Source organism: Clavibacter sp. VKM Ac-2872, from assembly GCF_015351105.1.
Classification (GTDB): domain Bacteria; phylum Actinomycetota; class Actinomycetes; order Actinomycetales; family Microbacteriaceae; genus Clavibacter.
The window spans coordinates 51,754-66,897 of record NZ_JADKRR010000001.1 but is presented as its reverse complement, the minus strand read 5'-3'; the positions used below and the strand labels follow the sequence as shown (position 1 = coordinate 66,897).

At 72.4% G+C, this 15,144-nt stretch carries 14 protein-coding genes; 8 read left to right on the top strand and 6 right to left on the bottom strand.

The window, feature by feature from the left end; genetic code table 11:
* The first annotated feature begins 211 nt into the window (after window positions 1-211).
* Complete coding sequence (locus tag ITJ40_RS00335) at window positions 212-1,069, top strand: 3-hydroxyacyl-CoA dehydrogenase (protein WP_194664952.1); 858 nt, start codon at window positions 212-214, stop codon at window positions 1,067-1,069.
* A 103-nt stretch (window positions 1,070-1,172) separates the two neighbouring features.
* Window positions 1,173-1,811 (top strand): LysE family translocator, encoded by a 639-nt coding sequence (locus ITJ40_RS00330; RefSeq protein ID WP_194664950.1) that lies wholly within the window; start codon window positions 1,173-1,175, stop codon window positions 1,809-1,811.
* Here ITJ40_RS00330 and ITJ40_RS00325 read toward each other — a convergent pair.
* On the bottom strand, window positions 1,808-2,386 hold the full coding sequence (locus ITJ40_RS00325; protein ID WP_194664948.1) for a TetR/AcrR family transcriptional regulator: 579 nt from the start codon (window positions 2,384-2,386) through the stop codon (window positions 1,808-1,810). The genes ITJ40_RS00330 and ITJ40_RS00325 overlap by 4 nt on opposite strands.
* Before the next feature lie 67 nt (window positions 2,387-2,453).
* On the opposite strand from ITJ40_RS00325, the gene ITJ40_RS00320 reads away from it, so the two are divergent.
* From ITJ40_RS00320 to ITJ40_RS00300, 5 genes are all read left to right on the top strand, one after another.
* Complete coding sequence (locus tag ITJ40_RS00320) at window positions 2,454-5,072, top strand: MMPL family transporter (RefSeq protein WP_194664946.1); 2,619 nt, start codon at window positions 2,454-2,456, stop codon at window positions 5,070-5,072.
* A gap of 56 nt (window positions 5,073-5,128) precedes the next feature.
* Window positions 5,129-6,307, top strand: coding sequence for a Gfo/Idh/MocA family protein (locus tag ITJ40_RS00315; protein ID WP_194664944.1), 1,179 nt, complete (start codon window positions 5,129-5,131; stop codon window positions 6,305-6,307).
* Window positions 6,308-6,405: 98 nt separating this feature from the next.
* Window positions 6,406-8,268 carry a glycoside hydrolase family 2 protein gene (locus ITJ40_RS00310; protein ID WP_194664942.1) on the top strand — a complete coding sequence of 621 codons (1,863 nt, stop codon included), beginning with the start codon at window positions 6,406-6,408 and terminating at the stop codon, window positions 8,266-8,268.
* A gap of 9 nt (window positions 8,269-8,277) precedes the next feature.
* Window positions 8,278-8,736: a prevent-host-death protein gene (locus tag ITJ40_RS00305; protein ID WP_194664940.1), complete on the top strand. Its 459-nt coding sequence runs from the start codon at window positions 8,278-8,280 to the stop codon at window positions 8,734-8,736.
* A 2-nt stretch (window positions 8,737-8,738) separates the two neighbouring features.
* Window positions 8,739-8,996, top strand: coding sequence for a hypothetical protein (locus ITJ40_RS00300; RefSeq protein WP_228511684.1), 258 nt, complete (start codon window positions 8,739-8,741; stop codon window positions 8,994-8,996).
* A gap of 76 nt (window positions 8,997-9,072) precedes the next feature.
* Here ITJ40_RS00300 and ITJ40_RS00295 read toward each other — a convergent pair whose 3' ends face one another.
* The 5 genes from ITJ40_RS00295 to ITJ40_RS00275 are packed head-to-tail and all read right to left on the bottom strand — an operon-like array spanning window position 9,073 to window position 14,275.
* Window positions 9,073-9,954, bottom strand: a complete 882-nt coding sequence (locus ITJ40_RS00295) for a carbohydrate ABC transporter permease (RefSeq protein ID WP_194664939.1) — start codon at window positions 9,952-9,954, stop codon at window positions 9,073-9,075.
* Window positions 9,951-10,946, bottom strand: a complete 996-nt coding sequence (locus ITJ40_RS00290; protein ID WP_194664937.1) for a carbohydrate ABC transporter permease — start codon at window positions 10,944-10,946, stop codon at window positions 9,951-9,953. The genes ITJ40_RS00295 and ITJ40_RS00290 overlap by 4 nt, the downstream gene beginning before the upstream one ends.
* Window positions 10,947-10,988: 42 nt before the next feature.
* On the bottom strand, window positions 10,989-12,311 hold the full coding sequence (locus ITJ40_RS00285; RefSeq protein WP_194664936.1) for an ABC transporter substrate-binding protein: 1,323 nt from the start codon (window positions 12,309-12,311) through the stop codon (window positions 10,989-10,991).
* Window positions 12,312-12,365: 54 nt separating this feature from the next.
* Window positions 12,366-13,178: a hypothetical protein gene (locus tag ITJ40_RS00280; RefSeq protein ID WP_194664935.1), complete on the bottom strand. Its 813-nt coding sequence runs from the start codon at window positions 13,176-13,178 to the stop codon at window positions 12,366-12,368.
* On the bottom strand, window positions 13,175-14,275 hold the full coding sequence (locus ITJ40_RS00275) for a Gfo/Idh/MocA family protein (protein WP_194664934.1): 1,101 nt from the start codon (window positions 14,273-14,275) through the stop codon (window positions 13,175-13,177). The genes ITJ40_RS00280 and ITJ40_RS00275 overlap by 4 nt, the downstream gene beginning before the upstream one ends.
* A 111-nt stretch (window positions 14,276-14,386) precedes the next feature.
* On the opposite strand from ITJ40_RS00275, the gene ITJ40_RS00270 reads away from it, so the two are divergent.
* Window positions 14,387-15,136, top strand: coding sequence for a TetR/AcrR family transcriptional regulator (locus ITJ40_RS00270; protein ID WP_370531954.1), 750 nt, complete (start codon window positions 14,387-14,389; stop codon window positions 15,134-15,136).
* Window positions 15,137-15,144: the final 8 nt, after the last annotated feature.

The window sequence follows — 15,144 nt, the reverse complement described above, 5'->3', positions numbered from 1 at the left end:
GGGATCCTCGCGCTCGGCGGAAGGTCCCGCCCGTCGAACCTACCGATGCGACTCGGGAGACGGCCGGGTCGGATCGGGGCGAGACGGATCGGGCCGGCCGGCATGTCCGCTCCCCGCACGGGCCGGCCGCCGCGCTGCGCCCGGTGCTTCGCTGAGAGGGCCGGCGCCGGGATCCACCCGCCGCCGGGAAGCGCCGACGAAGGAGTCACCCATGCCCGCATTCGCGAACGTCACCGTCCTCGGCGCGGGGGTGCTCGGCGCGCAGATCGCGTTCCAGGCAGCGAACCACGGGAAGACCGTGACCAGCTACGACGTGGACGACGCCGCGCTCGAGGCCGCGCGCGGACGGCTCGATGCGATCGTCGCGCAGTTCGTGTCCGAGTCCGGCGAGGAGACGCGGGAGTCCGCGACCGCCGCGGCCGCGGGGATCACGCTCACGAGTGATCTCGCCGCCTCCGTCGCCGCCGCCGACCTCGTGATCGAGGCCGTCCCCGAGCGCCTCGACCTCAAGCAGGACGTCTACCGCCGCATCGCCGAGGCCGCCCCGGAGCGCACGGTCTTCGCCACCAACTCGTCGACGCTCCTGCCGAGCGCGATCGCCGACTCCACCGGCCGCCCCGACCGCTTCCTCGCGCTGCACTTCGCGAACCACGTGTGGCGGCAGAACACGGCCGAGATCATGGGAACGGAGCGCACGTCGCCCGAGGTGTTCGACCGGGTCGTCGCGTTCGCGGAGGAGATCGGCATGGTCCCGATCCCGCTGAAGAAGGAGCAGCCGGGCTACGTGCTCAACTCGCTCCTCGTGCCCCTGCTCGGGGCGGCCGCGGGCCTCGTGCTCACGGAGGTCGCGGAGCCGGAGACGGTCGACACCACCTGGCGCATCGCCACCGGCGCGCCCCTCGGCCCGTTCCAGCTCTTCGACGTCATCGGCCTCCGCACCGCATACGCGATCTCCGCGGCGAGCGACGACCCGGGCGCGCAGGCGTGGGCGGCGCACCTCAAGAGCGAGTACATCGAGAAGGGCAAGCTCGGCGTGGAGTCGGGCGAGGGGTTCTACACGTACGGGTGAGGACCGGGCGCGCGCCAGACCCCGCTCCGCGCTCCGCGCATGCGGCAAGCTGGTGCTCCCGGCCGCGGACGACCCGCCGCCCACCCGCGAGGAGGACACCTGGATGATCACCCTGACCGCCGCATCCGCCATGGTGTTCGTCACCCTCGGCATGGTCCTCACGCCGGGTCCGAACATGATGTACCTCGTCTCGCGCAGCATCAGCCAGGGCCGTCGCGCGGGGCTCGTCTCGCTGGCCGGCACCGGGGTGGGCTTCGTCGTCTACATGACCATGGCGAACGTCAGACTCGCCGCGGTCTTCGTCGTGGTGCCGTGGCTCTACACGGGGCTCAAGGTGGCCGGCGCGGCCTACCTGCTGTGGCTCGCGTACTCGACGCTGCGCCCGGGCGGCGCGTCCGTCTTCGACACGCGCGACCTGCCGCGCGACTCCACCGCGAAGCTCTTCCGCATGGGCCTCGTGACGAACCTGCTCAACCCGAAGGCCGCGATCATGTACCTCGCGCTCATCCCCCAGTTCGTCGACCGGAGCGCCGGCGACGTCGTCGCGCAGGGCTTCCAGCTCGGGGCGGTGCAGATCCTGGTGAGCCTCGCGGTGAACTCCGGGCTCGTGCTCGCGGCGGGCTCGATCGCCGTGTTCCTGCGGGGCCGACCCCGTTGGATGCGCTGGCAGCGCTGGGCCACCGGCGGGCTCCTCGGGGCGGTCGGCGTGAAGCTCGCGGTCGAGGCGCCGGCGCCGGCCTAGGCGCGGCGGGATCCCAGCACGAACCGCACCAGCCGCGTCACGCTCTCCGCGTGGTCGCCCTGCCGGCCGAGCACGCGCAGCACGATGACGCCGAGGATCGCCTGGCCGAGCTCGTCGACGGGCGCGTCGGCGGGGAGCTGGCCCGCGCGGATCCCCGAGGCCAGGCGCTCGGACAGGTCGCGGTCGACGCCGAGGCTCGCGCTCAGGCTGTCGCCGACGGCGGCGTCCTCGGCGGCGGCCGACACGAGCGAGCGGACGAGCGGGCCGCCGGTCGGCGCGTCGAGCACGGCCAGCACGCCGGTGAGCCAGCGCTCGATGTCGGCGAGGAGGTCGCCCGTGTCGGGCACGGCGAACTCCACCGGGATCAGCCGCCCCTCGGTCATGCACTCGGCGATGAGGGCGCCGCGCGACGGCCACCACCGGTAGATCGTCTGCTTGCCGACGCCGGCCTCCTTGGCGACGCCCTCGATCGTGAGGCGGTCGTAGCCGACGGCGTGGATGAGGCGCACGGTCGCGCCGAGGATCGCCTCGCGGGCCGCCTCGCTGCGGATCCGCCCGGACCTGTGCTCGTTCATCCGGTCAGGGTAGCTCCCGACACTAGACGAGACGTAGCGTATCGTCGAAGAGTCTGAGGGAGATGACATGGCGTCTGTGCTGTACCGGCTCGGTTCGATGGCCGCGCGTCGCGCGTGGCTCGTGATCGTCTCGTGGGTGGTGATCCTCGGGATCGGCGTGGGCGCGTTCCTCGCGTTCGCCGGCACCCTCGGCAACAGCTTCGACATCCCCGGCACCGCGTCCGGCGCCGTCACCGACGAGCTCGCCCAGACGCTGCCCGACACCGCGGGCGGCACCGGCACGGTCGTCTACCGGACCACCGACGGGTCGGCCTTCACCGACCAGCAGAAGCAGGACATCTCGGCCCTCGCCACGAGCGCGGGCGACCTCCCGGGCGTCGCGCGCGTGGTGGATCCGTTCGCCGTCACCCAGCAGCGCGCCGACCAGGCCGCGCAGCTCGCCAGCGGCGACGCGCAGATCACCGCGGGCCGCACGCAGCTCGACCAGGCGCAACAGCAGCTCGACGCCGGGAAGGCGCAGCTCGACGCCGGCCAGCAGCAGCTCACGGCCGCGCGCCAGCAGGCCGTGACCGCGGGCGCGCCCGCCGCGCAGATCGCCGCGCTCGACGCGCAGCAGGCGCAGCTCGACCAGCAGACCCAGGCGCTCCAGCAGCAGCAGTCCACGGTCGACTCGTCGCGCACGCAGCTCGAGTCGGGCGCCGAGCAGGCCGAGCTCGGCCGCACGCTCCTCGGCCTCACGGACGGCATCGGCGTCGTCTCGGCGGACGGCTCGACGGCCATCGTCAACGTGTCGTTCACGGATCCGCGCCTCCAGCTCTCCGAGGAGACCAAGCAGGACGCCATCTCCCACTTCCAGGACGCGCCCGTCGCCGGCACGAGCGTCGACTTCGCGACCGACCTCGCGCAGGGCGTGCCCGAGATCTTCGGCGTCGGCGAGGTCGTCGGCCTCGTGTTCGCGGCCATCGTGCTCATCGTGATGCTCGGCACGCTCATCGCCGCGTCGCTGCCCATCGTCACCGCGGTGGTGGGCGTGGGCGTCGGCGTCACCGCCTCTCTCGCCTTCTCCGGCGTCGTCGACATGGCGTCGGTGACCCCGGTGCTCGGCGTGATGCTCGGCCTCGCGGTCGGCATCGACTACTCCCTCTTCATCGTGAACCGGCACCGCAAGCAGCTCCTCGCGGGCACCGGCGTGCGCGAGTCGATCGGGCTCGCGAACGGCACGTCGGGCACGGCGGTCGTGTTCGCGGGATCCACCGTGATCGTCGCGCTCCTCGCCCTCAACATCACGGGCGTGCCGTTCCTCGCCCTGATGGGCACGGTCGGCGCGGTCTGCGTGCTCGTCGCCGTGCTGGTCGCCATCACGCTGACGCCCGCGGTGCTCGGCCTCGCCGGCAGGCGCGTGCTCCGGAAGCGCGACCGCGCCCGGGCGTCGGCCGCCGACCCGTCCCGACCGCAGGAGGCCGGCACGGCCCCGAAGCCCATGTCGAACGCGCGCGCCGTGCTCACGGTCGTGGGCACGATCGTCGCCCTGCTCGTCGTCGCGATCCCGAGCCTGTCGATGCGGCTGGGCCTGCCCGACGGATCCAGCGAGCCGGCCGGATCCACCAGCCAGCGCGCCTTCACCACGGTCGCCGACGAGTTCGGCGAGGGTGCGAACGGCCCGCTGCTCGTGGTCGCCGACGTGCCCGCGGGCCTCCCCGACGGCGACCTCCTCGCCACCCAGGTCGAGGTCGCGCAGGCGCTGCACGACCTCGACGACGTGGTGGCCGTCGCCCCGGTCGCGAACACCGACGACAACACCGTGCTCGCGTTCCAGGTGCTCCCGCAGGAGGGGCCGAACAGCGCGTCGACCGAGCAGCTGGTGCAGGACATCCGCGCGCTGCCCGAGCTCGATGGCGGCATCTCGCTCGGGGTCGCCGGGCAGGCGGCCACGAACATCGACATCTCGGAGGCGCTGGCCGCGGTGCTGCCGCTCTACCTGCTCGTGGTCGTGGGGCTGTCGCTGCTGATCCTCATCGTGGTGTTCCGCTCGATCCTCCTGCCGCTGATCGCGACCGGCGGGTTCGTGCTGTCGCTGTTCGCGACCTACGGCCTCATCGTCGCGGTGTTCCAGTTCGGCTGGGGCGCGAGCCTCATCGGCCTCGAGAGCTCGGGCCCGATCCTGAGCTTCCTGCCGGTGATCCTCGTCGGGATCCTGTTCGGCCTCGCCATGGACTACCAGCTGTTCCTCGCCAGCGGCATGCGGGAGGCGTACGTGCACGGAGCCGAGGCGCGGCTCGCGGTGGTGCAGGGCTTCCGCGCGGGGCGCGCGGTCGTCACGGCGGCGGCGCTCATCATGGTGTCGGTGTTCGGCGGGTTCGTCTTCTCGGAGTCGACCATCATCCGGTCCATCGGCTTCGGCCTCGCGTTCGGCGTGCTGCTCGACGCGTTCGTGGTGCGGATGCTGCTGATGCCCGCGCTCATGCACCTGCTCGGCCGCTCGGCCTGGTGGCTGCCGCGCTGGCTCGACCGGATCCTGCCGGACGTCGACATCGAGGGCGCGGCGCTGGAGCGCACGCACCCGCACGCATCGGCGGGCGCGGATCTCCCGGCCGGCCTCCCGTCGGACGGCGGTCACGGCGCGCACGCGGCTCCGCCCACCGCGTCCACCATCCGGGCGGAGACGGCGGCCGCCCCGCGCGACTGAGCGGACGCCCGGTATCGTCGGAGCGGGCTCGCCGTCGTGCCCGGGAGGCGAGCACCATGACCACGTCCGATCGCCGACCGGGAGCCGCCGACGCACCCGCATCCGACCGCCTGCCCGTCGTCGTGGTGGGCGCCGGCGTCATGGGCGCGCTGTGGATCCGCATGCTCGCCGACTCCCCGCACGCCGCGCTCGTGGGGGTCGTCGACCTCGATGTCCCGCTCGCGGAGGCCGCCGTGCGCGCCGCGGGGCTCGACGGGATCGCCGTGGGCGCGTCCGTCGCCGAGGTCGCCGCGCGATCCGGCGCCCGGGCCGTGGTGAACGTGACCGTGCCGCAGGCGCACCGGGTCGTGAACGAGCAGGCGCTCCGCGCGGGCCTCCCGGTGCTGTGCGAGAAGCCGCTCGCGCCGACCGTCGCCGAGGCGCTCCGCCAGGTCGCGCTCGCCGACATCACGGGCGGGCTCCTCATGGTCAGCCAGTCGCGCCGGTACTTCACGCACCTCACGGCGTTCCGCGAGGGCGTCGCGCAGCTCGGGCCGCTCGCGGTCGTGCACGCGCAGTTCCTGCACGAGGACCACGAGCCGGGCTTCCGCGAGCAGATGGCGCACCCGCTGCTCGTCGACATGTCCATCCACCACTTCGACCAGCTGCGGTACGCGACGGGCGAGGAGCCCGTGGCCGTGCGCTGCAGCTCGTGGAACCCGCCGTGGAGCTGGTTCGCGGGCGACGCCGCGGCCACCGCCGACTTCGAGCTCGCGTCCGGCGCCCGGTTCGCCTACGTCGGCAGCCGCTGCACGCCCGGCATGCCGACGTCGTGGAACGCCGACTGGCGCGCGTACGGCGAGCGCGGCGCCGCGCGCTGGGACGGCGACGATGTGGTCGGCCTCGACGTCCCGGGCGGCCGGTTCGACGTGCCCGAGCACCCCGAGGGCATCGCCGCGTCGCTCGAGGAGTTCGTCGGATCCCTCCGCGCCGGCACGACGCCGCCGACGGAGGTGCGGCACAACGTGCTCAGCCTCGCGATGGTGGAGGGCGCGATCCGCAGCAGCGAGCGGGGCGGCGCGCGCGTCGTCATCGCCGACCTGCTCGAGGACGCGCTCGCCCAGGCGACCGCCGACGAGCGGAGCGCGGACGTCGCCGACCGGCTGCGCTCGTGGACGAGCGCGGCCGACGGCATCCGCAGCCCGGCGTGGGGATCCGCACCCGCCGCCCCGACCACCACGCGCGACGCCCGCTGACCGACGCGCCCGCCACGCGTGCGGCGCCGTCCCATCCGACCGCGGCAGGCTGGCATCGACCGCACCTCCCCTCCGTCTCGACAGAAGGAAGCCCGATCATGACCGACGGCACCGCCCGCATCCCCAAGCCCGAGCACCCGCGCCCGCAGTCCACGCGCCCCGACTGGCTGAACCTCAACGGGCCGTGGCAGTTCGAGCGCGACCGCGGCGACAGCGGGCTCGAGCGCGGGCTGCTCGAGCGGGATCTCGCGGAGGAGATCCTCGTGCCGTTCGCGCCGGAGTCCACGGCGTCGGGCATCGGCGACGTCGACTTCCTCACGGCGGTCTGGTACCGCCGCACCGTGCGGATCCCCGCGGGCTGGAGCGGCCGCCGCGTCCTCCTCCACTTCGGCGCCGTCGACCACGACGCGACCGTGTGGGTGGACGGCGAGGAGGTCGCCCGGCACCGCGGCGGCTTCACGTCGTTCACGGCGGATCTCGGCGTGCGGGCCGACGAGGAGGAGCTGACCATCGTGGTCCGCGCCCGCGACACCCGCGACGAGCCGCAGGCCCGCGGCAAGCAGGCGACCTGGTTCGAGAACACGTCCTGCTTCTACACGCGCACCACCGGGATCTGGCAGACGGTGTGGCTGGAGCCCGTGCCGGAGGCGCACATCCGCTCCGCGCACATCGAGCCGCAGCGCGCGGACCCCTCCTTCACCATCACGCCCGAGCTCTCGCACCGGACGGCGGGCCTGTCCTTCGAGGCGGTGCTCGCCGACGCCGCCGGCGAGATCACGCGGTCGCGGATCCCCGCGGGTGACATGGGCGCGCGCGTCACCCTCCGCATCCCCGAGGATCGCGTTCGCCTGTGGTCGCCCGAGGACCCGCACCTCTACGACATCACGCTCCGCCTGGTCGACGGCTCGGGCGACGAAGCCCGCGTGGTCGACGAGGTCGCGTCCTACGGCGGCCTCCGCTCCATCGCGATCGACGGCCGCGACGTGCTCCTCAACGGCCGTCGCGTCTTCCAGCGGCTCGTGCTCGACCAGGGCTACTGGCCGGACACCCTGATGACCTCGCCCGACGACGGGGCGCTCGTCCGCGACATCGAGCTGTCGATGGCCGCGGGCTTCAACGGCGCGCGCCTGCACCAGAAGGTGTTCGAGGAGCGCTTCCTCTTCCACGCCGACCGGCTCGGCTACCTCGTGTGGGGCGAGTTCGGCGACTGGGGCGCGGGCGGCGGCCTCGGCACGGACGCGCAGCAGCCGACGGCGTCGTTCATCACCCAGTGGATCGAGGCGGTGACGCGCGACCGCTCCCACCCGTCGATCGTCGGCTGGTGCCCGCTGAACGAGACGTACCAGGCGATCCACGACCGCATCACGCAGCTCGACGACGTGACCGCCGGCATGTACCAGGCGACGAAGGCGGCGGATCCGAGCCGTCCCGTCCTCGACGCCTCCGGCTACTCGCACCGCGTGCGCGCCTCCGACGTCTACGACTCCCACTCCTACGAGCAGGACCCGGAGGCGTTCCGCCGCGAGCAGGCGGGCCTCGCCGACGGTCGCCCGTTCGTCAACGACCTCGACGGCCGCGCGATCTCCGTGCCCTACGCGGGCCAGCCCTTCTTCGTCTCCGAGTACGGCGGCATCTGGTGGAACCCCGACGAGATCGACCGCCCGCAGGCCGACGCGAGCGACCCGGCCCGCGCGGTCTCATGGGGCTACGGCGAGCGCGTCGCGAGCGTCGAGGAGTGGCACGCCCGGTTCCGCGGCCTCACCGAGGTGCTGCTCGAGGATCCGCTGATGTTCGGCTACTGCTTCACGCAGCTCACCGACACGTTCCAGGAGCAGAACGGCATCTACGACTTCCACCGCCGCCCGAAGTTCGACATCGCCCGGATCCGCGAGGTGCAGGAGCAGCGGGCGGCGTACGAGGCGCGCGATGACGACGTGGACTTCCGAATGCGTTCCGAATAAACTGGCGTCATGGCTCTCCTCCATGACGCACGCACGACGATCCGTCGCTCGTCCGACCTGAGCAAGCACTCGGCGGACGTGTTCGCCGAGGCGGAGGATCACCCGGTCCAGGTCACCCGTCGGGACGGCGAGACGCTGGTGCTCATGTCCCAGACCGCGGCGGATGCGCAGGCGCAGCTCCTCCAGCTCGCGGCCGACCTCATCACCGTCACGCTCGATGACGAGGGCTCCCTGGCCTCGCGCATGACCCAGCGGTTCCCGTGGATGCTCGCCCTGTCCGCTGCGGACCGCGACACCTGCTCGCGCGAGCTCGTCGACGCCGCGCGCGCCTCCTTCTCCACCGGCCAGCCCCACCTCGCGATCGCCGAGCTCACCTCCTGGCGCGAGAGCGCCACGGCCATCGCCGCGGGTCTCGCCTCCTCCCCGGTCGAGTGGCTCGCCCACCCGACGCCGGTCGAGCGCCCCTGACCGTGGCGAAGGATCCTCAGGTACCGAGGCCGACGAAGAGGTCCGAGTACGCGATCGTCTTCGCCACCGAGAGCGCGCGGAAGGGGTGGCAGGATCTGGCCGCGACGATCCGCGGGCCGCTGGCCGACACGTGGGACTTCCTCACCCGGACGCCGACGGAGCGCACTCCGACGAACTACCCGCTCAAGGGCGAGGAGCTCGGCGTCATCACGCGCGCCGGCGAGCGCCACGTGCGCTGGCAGCACAAGCCCACCAAGTAGAGCCCGCACGACGAGAGCCCGCCCCCGCGATCCATCAGGACCACGGGGGCGGGCTCTCGTCTGGGGCGAGGCCGCCTCACCTCCCGGCGAGCGACCCGCCGATCCCGCCGACGCTGAAGTACTTGTTCAGCAGGGCGAAGATCAGCACGGGCGGCAGCATCATGATGACCGCGACCGCCATCACCGAGCCCCAGTCGGCCGCGTTCTGCTGGAAGAACGTGTTGAGGCCGATGGGGAGGGTGTACTTCGTGAAGTCCTGCAGGAACAGGAGCGCGATCAGGTAGTCGTTCCAGGCCAGCAGGAACGAGAAGATCGCGGTCGAGAGGATGCCCGGCAGGGAATTGCGCAGCACGACGCGCACGAAGCCGCCGAACACGCTCGCGCCGTCCATCCACGCCGCCTCCTCCAGGGTGATGGGGATGGAGTCGATGTACGCCGCCATCATCCAGATCGCGACCGACATGGTCGAGCCGATGTAGATGATCGCCACGCCCTGCAGCGTGTTGATGAGGCCCATCGCCGAGAACGTGATGAACAGCGGGATCGCCGCCGTCACCACCGGCAGCGCCTGCACCACGAACAGCACGAGCGAGTACCCGGAGACGAGCCGCGACCGCGAGCGGCTGAGCACGTACCCGGCGGGCGCCGCGATCACGACCGACACGAGCACGGTCACGAGCGCGACCACGAGGCTGTTGCCGAGCCAGATCATCACGTCGGTGCCGCCGAGCACGCGCTCGAAGTTCTCGAGCGTGAACCCGGTCGCCGTCGAGTTCTGCCCCGGCTGCGTGGAGAGGAACAGCACAGCGAGGATCGGCGTGATCACCACGAGCGTGATGACCGCGATGAGCAGGAAGCGCCACCACTGGCCCTTCTGCTCGCGCTGCTTCGCGGAGGTCCGCTTGACGTCGCCGACGGTCGCCGACGTGGCGCCGCCGACGGCGAGTGCCTGGCTCATTCGATGTCCGCCTTCTTGATCTGCCGGTACAGCAGCGTCGACACGAGGACGAGCACGGCCGTCATCATGAAGGCCACCGCCGTCGCCGGGCCGGTCTGCAGGTTCTGGAACGCCTGCTGGTACGCCAGCACGATCAGCGACGTCGTCGCGTTCACGGGACCGCCCTGCGTGAGCAGGAAGATCGTCGGGAAGTCGTTGACGCAGAAGATCGTCATCAGCACCCAGCTGATGTAGGTGGTGCGGGAGATGATCGGGAGGGTCACGCCGCGGAACGCCTGCCAGGCGCTCGCGCCGTCCATCTTCGCCGCCTCGTAGACGTTGGTGTCCACCGACGCGAGCGCCGAGGACATCATCATCAGCATGAACGGGAAGCTGATCCACACCTTGAAGACGCAGACCACGACCTGCGCCAGCACCGGATCCCCGAGGAAGTTCGCGTCGGGGAACCCGAGCCGCTCGAGGATGATCGGCACCGGGCTCTGCGGCGTCGCCACCAGCCAGTTCCAGGAGGTCGCCGAGACGACCACCGGGACGATCCACGGCAGGAGCAGCAGCACCTTGAAGAACCCGTTGCCGGGGATCCGGGTGCGCAGCAGCAGCGCGAGCGCGAGCCCCACGATCCACGACCCGAACACACCCACGACCGTGAAGACGATCGTGAACGTGGTCGCGTTGCGGAACGACTCCGAGGTGAGCACGTTCGCGTAGTTCTCGAACCCGACGAACGGCGTCTGCCACGGCAGCGTCGACGGCGTGCCCTTCTGCAGGGACTGGAGGAACGAGTACACGACCGGGTAGACGTTGAGGAGCACGAGCAGGAGGAGGGACGGCAGCGCGAACAGCGCCAGCGTCTTCCCCGCCCGGCCGAGCGGCGTCTTCCCGCGGCCCGTCCGCGGCGCGCTCGGCGGCCGACCGGGGCCGGCCACGCCGACGCCGCGGCGGGCCAGCCCGATCTTGTCCGCGACGCGGGTGTCGCGGGTGTCGACGGCCATCAGATCATCCCGTCCACGTCATGGCCCGGGGGACGACGCGGGTCACGCGCCGGCCTCCAGCTCCTTCTGCAGGGTCTCGAGGGAGGCCTTCGCCGTGACCGTGCCGCCGAGGACCGCCTGCGCGAACGAGATCGTCGGCTGCGTGCCGTCGACCTTGGTCACGTTCTGGAAGACCGTGTTCGAGCCGGGGGCGCCCCAGGTCTTCGAGATGGGCTGCCAGTCGTTGAGGATCTTCGTGGTGTTCGGGTCGTCCGCGTACGCCTCGTCGGCGATGGACTTCAGCGGGGGCAGGCCGATGCCGGTCTGCTTCGTCCAGAGCGACTTCATGTTCTGGTAGTAGTACGTGAGGAACGCCTCGCTGTTCTCCTGGCTGGGCGTCGACTTGTACATCATGATGTTGTTCGGGAAGTAGAGCGCGCCCTTCTCGCCGCCGGGGCCCACGAGCGGGTCGCCCACCACCATCTGCGCCGCGGTCTCGGGCGTCACGTTGGCCGTGGCCCCCGCGCCGTCCCAGAACATGCCGAAGGTGCCGGCGTCCATCTGCTGGTACGCGTTGTCGGAGGTGTAGGTGGCGCTGCGGGGATCCACGTAGCCGTTCTTCACCATGCCGAGCACCCACTCGACGGCCTCGATGTTCTTGTCCGTGACGACGTCCGGGTTCTGGTCGGCGTCGAAGAGGCCGCCGCCGTTGTTGATCATGTGGGCGACGATCTGGTGGAAGCCGGTGAAGGCGCCCGCGCCCGAGCGGGTGCCGTAGCCGTAGACGCCGATCTTCTTGAGGGCGGCGCACGCGGCCTCGTAGGAGTCCCAGTCGGTCGGCACGTCGGCGCCGGCCTTCTCGAGCAGGTCCTTCCGGTACCAGTACATGCGCATGTCGAGGTTGTACGGGACGGCCGCGTAGCCGTTGGCCGTCTTGAGGGTGTCGACGAGGCCCGGGAGGAAGTCGTCGTAGATCCCGTTGCCCTTCCACGTCTCGATGAGGTCGTCGGCGTACGCGATCTTCCCCTGCGACTCGAAGAGGAACGCCGTCGTCCCGCCGCCCGAGCTCACGGCCGGTCCGTTGTTGGCGGCGACCGCGGTCGAGAAGGTCTGCGTGAAGTTGGCCCACTGGACCTGCTGGTAGCTCACGCCGCCCATGCCGCTCGCGGGCTTGTAGGCCGCGGAGATCACCTTGTCCTCGGTGAGGAAGGCGGGCGCGCCCCAGGGCATGTTCCAGAACTTGAGGGGTGCGCCGGCGCCCGATGCGCCTCCGCCGCCGCCGCTGCAGGCGGCGAGGAGGCCGACCGCCGCGGCGCCGACGCCCGCGCTCAGGAGGGATCGTCGGGTGAGGCCGTTGCCGAAGGCGCTGGATGACTGCTGTGGCATTTCTGACTCCGTTGTCCGGTGGTGCTGTGTGTGGTGGAAGGGAAGGGGCTGGGTCTAGGGGCGCGCGTCGGCCGCGAGCGCGGGCCCTGCGGCGAGGAGGGAGCGCAGGTCGGCGACGTCGTCGGGGACGCATCGACCGTGGGCGGCATCGCGGGCCAGGCGCATCGCCGTGCGGTGACCGGACTCGAAGACGACGGGGAGGTCCTCGCGGCCGGCGGCGTCCGTGACGCTCGCGCGCCCGGGGGCGGCCGTGCCCGGCGCGGGCAGGACGACGTGCGCGGCGCGGTCGCCGACGACGAGCCGGAAGGTCGCGCACGCGTGGGCGTGGGCGGTGACGACCGCGCTGACGATCACGTGCACGCCGGACGCGGTGATGCCGGAGAGCATGAGGTGGTCGGGCGTCTCCGCGAGGGGCGCCAGCTCCGTCAGCGGCGAGCCGACGAGCGTCTGCGCCGTGAGCGCGAGGGCGCGGGCTGCGCCGGCGAGGTCGTCGGTGGACGCGACGGTGGCGCGGGCCTCGAACAGGGCGCCGGGGGCGACGAGCCGGTGGATCCGCGGGGCGACCCGGCGGACGGCCTCGTCGTGCCGCCACGGCACGTCGAGCACCACGGGGACGCCCGCCGCGGCGAGGTCCGCGAGGTCGGCGTCGGCGGCGGGACCGGGGTCGAGCACGAGGAGCGCGCGGGCGCCGGAGCGGGCCGCGTCCGTCGCGCGTCCGGCCCAGCCGTCGCCGCCCGCGACCACGACCACGTCGCCCGCGTCGTCGGTGCGGCGGAACGACTCGGGCAGCGAGGCGAGGGTCGCGACGGCCGCGTGGGCGTGGGTCGCCGACGCCGCGGGATCGATGCGGAGGGTGAGGGCGGTCATGCGGCGACCTCCGTCCGGGCGGCGTGCACGTCGGATCCGGCCTCGGTCGCCGCGGGGACGGCGCCGCCCGCGCGGACGATCGCGGCGCTCTGCTCCGCGATGTCGGTCGCGAGGTCGAGGTCGGCGAGCTGCGCGTCCATCTCCACCGGTGCGGCGCGGCCCGTGATCACGTCGTGCACGTGCTCCCACTCGCCGAGGTAGCCGTTGTCGGCGTAGGGGCCCCAGCCGGTGGTGCCGCGGGCGTCGGTGAGGGTGGCGGTGCTGGATCCGGCGTGCACGTAGGAGAGGGAGAAGTCGAGGTGGAGGGAGCCGTCGCGCGCGACGGCGTCGAGCGTCCACTCGGGATCCCACGATGCGCCGCCGATGCCGTGGATCTCGAGCACGCTCTCCCCCACCATCGCGACGATCTCATAGCCCCACGGCCGGAGGGCGCGCGCGCTGATCACGCGCGGGCGGGCGTCGGGCAGGAGGCGGCGCGCGAGCGGGAGGTCGTGGATCGCGAGGCCGAGCACGCCGCCAGTGACCGCGAGCGCCTGCGCCTCGACGTCCGGCTCGCCCGCGACGCGGGGTGCGGGGCGGCCGACGATCTCGGTGGCGGAGTCCTCGGAGTCGGGGTTCGGCGGGATCACGGCCGAGATGCGGACGGTGTGCGGCGCGCGGCCGGAGGCGTCCCAGGCGTCGGCCGCGGCGATCCACGCGGGGTCGAACGCGTGCATGGTGCCGACGATCACGGGCACGCCGTGCTCGGCGGATGCGCGGGCGATGGCCCGGCCCTCCTCCGCGGAGACGGCGAGCGGCTTCTCGCAGAGCACGGCGCGCTTGCCGGCGCGGCACGCGGCGACGACCTGCTCGGCGTGGAAGCGGTTCGGGCTGCCGATGACGACGACGTCGACGTCGGGATCCTGGATGAGCGCGTCCGCGTCCGTCGAGTGCCGGGCTGCCGCGCGGGCGGCGACGCGCTCGGCGACCTCGGCGTCGACGTCCATGACGTGGACGACCCGGAAGCGGTCGGCCATGCGCGCCAACGTCGGCAGGTGGATGGCCTGCCCGACCGGCCCGGCCCCGACCAGGCCCACACCGAACACCTCTTCGCCCACGACGCCCTCGTCCCTAGCACTGATCACCGCGGAACGAATACTGACGCTTCGTTTACGATTGAGTCACTGTACGTCCGGGTCCACGCAGGCACAAGAGGGAGGATCCGCATCGTGACCGAGTCGAGGAGCGCCACCCCGAAGCGCCGGGCATCCCCCGCTCCGGTGGAAAACTTTCCGCGTGCTGACGGGGATCCGAGCCCGCATCGAGGGGCGGACGCGACCGGCGGATCGACGCCGCGCGGCCTCTACTCGGCGGGCATCCGACGGCGCGCGGAGATCGTCGCCGCGGCCGTCCGCGTGTTCGGGGTCCGCGGCTACGGCGCCGCCACGATCAAGGAGATCGCCGACGAGGTGGGAGTATCGCCCGCGGCCGTGCTCCGCTACTTCCGCAAGGAGGAGCTGCTGACGGAGGTGCTGCGGCAGTGGGACCGGCAGCAGCCGTTCGTCTCCGAGGCCGCCCCTGGCCTGCCCGCGCTCCGCGCTTTCGTCGACCTGATGCGGTACCACGTGGAGCACCGCGGCTTCCTCGAGCTGTACCTGACCTTCGCGACCGAGACCAGCGACGCGACGCATCCGGCGCACGCGTACATGCGCGGCCGGTACTCGCGCACCATCGCGCAGATCCGCCGCCGCATCGGCGAGGCCGTGGCGCTCGGCCAGGTGCCGCCGATGGACGACGCGACGCTCGACTACGAGGCCGCGTGCTTCCTCGCGATCCTCGACGGGCTCGAGATCCAGTGGATCCACAATCCGACGCTCGACCTGCCGGCCCTCGTCGGCGAGTACGTGGAGCAGTCGATCGCGCGATGGCGCGGGGGCGCGCGGGCATCGGTCCCGCCGGGCTCCGCGAGCTGGGGCTGAGGTGGGCG

Coding starts and splice junctions, on each gene's coding strand:
- ITJ40_RS00335 (WP_194664952.1), top strand. CDS start 212: ATGCCCGCATTCGCGAACGTCACCGTCCTCGGCGCGGGGGTGCTCGGC.
- ITJ40_RS00290 (WP_194664937.1), bottom strand. CDS start 10,946: ATGGCCGTCGACACCCGCGACACCCGCGTCGCGGACAAGATCGGGCTG.
- ITJ40_RS00285 (WP_194664936.1), bottom strand. CDS start 12,311: ATGCCACAGCAGTCATCCAGCGCCTTCGGCAACGGCCTCACCCGACGA.
- ITJ40_RS00315 (WP_194664944.1), top strand. CDS start 5,129: ATGACCACGTCCGATCGCCGACCGGGAGCCGCCGACGCACCCGCATCC.
- ITJ40_RS00280 (WP_194664935.1), bottom strand. CDS start 13,178: ATGACCGCCCTCACCCTCCGCATCGATCCCGCGGCGTCGGCGACCCAC.
- ITJ40_RS00320 (WP_194664946.1), top strand. CDS start 2,454: ATGGCGTCTGTGCTGTACCGGCTCGGTTCGATGGCCGCGCGTCGCGCG.
- ITJ40_RS00305 (WP_194664940.1), top strand. CDS start 8,278: ATGGCTCTCCTCCATGACGCACGCACGACGATCCGTCGCTCGTCCGAC.
- ITJ40_RS00295 (WP_194664939.1), bottom strand. CDS start 9,954: ATGAGCCAGGCACTCGCCGTCGGCGGCGCCACGTCGGCGACCGTCGGC.
- ITJ40_RS00325 (WP_194664948.1), bottom strand. CDS start 2,386: ATGAACGAGCACAGGTCCGGGCGGATCCGCAGCGAGGCGGCCCGCGAG.
- ITJ40_RS00330 (WP_194664950.1), top strand. CDS start 1,173: ATGATCACCCTGACCGCCGCATCCGCCATGGTGTTCGTCACCCTCGGC.
- ITJ40_RS00310 (WP_194664942.1), top strand. CDS start 6,406: ATGACCGACGGCACCGCCCGCATCCCCAAGCCCGAGCACCCGCGCCCG.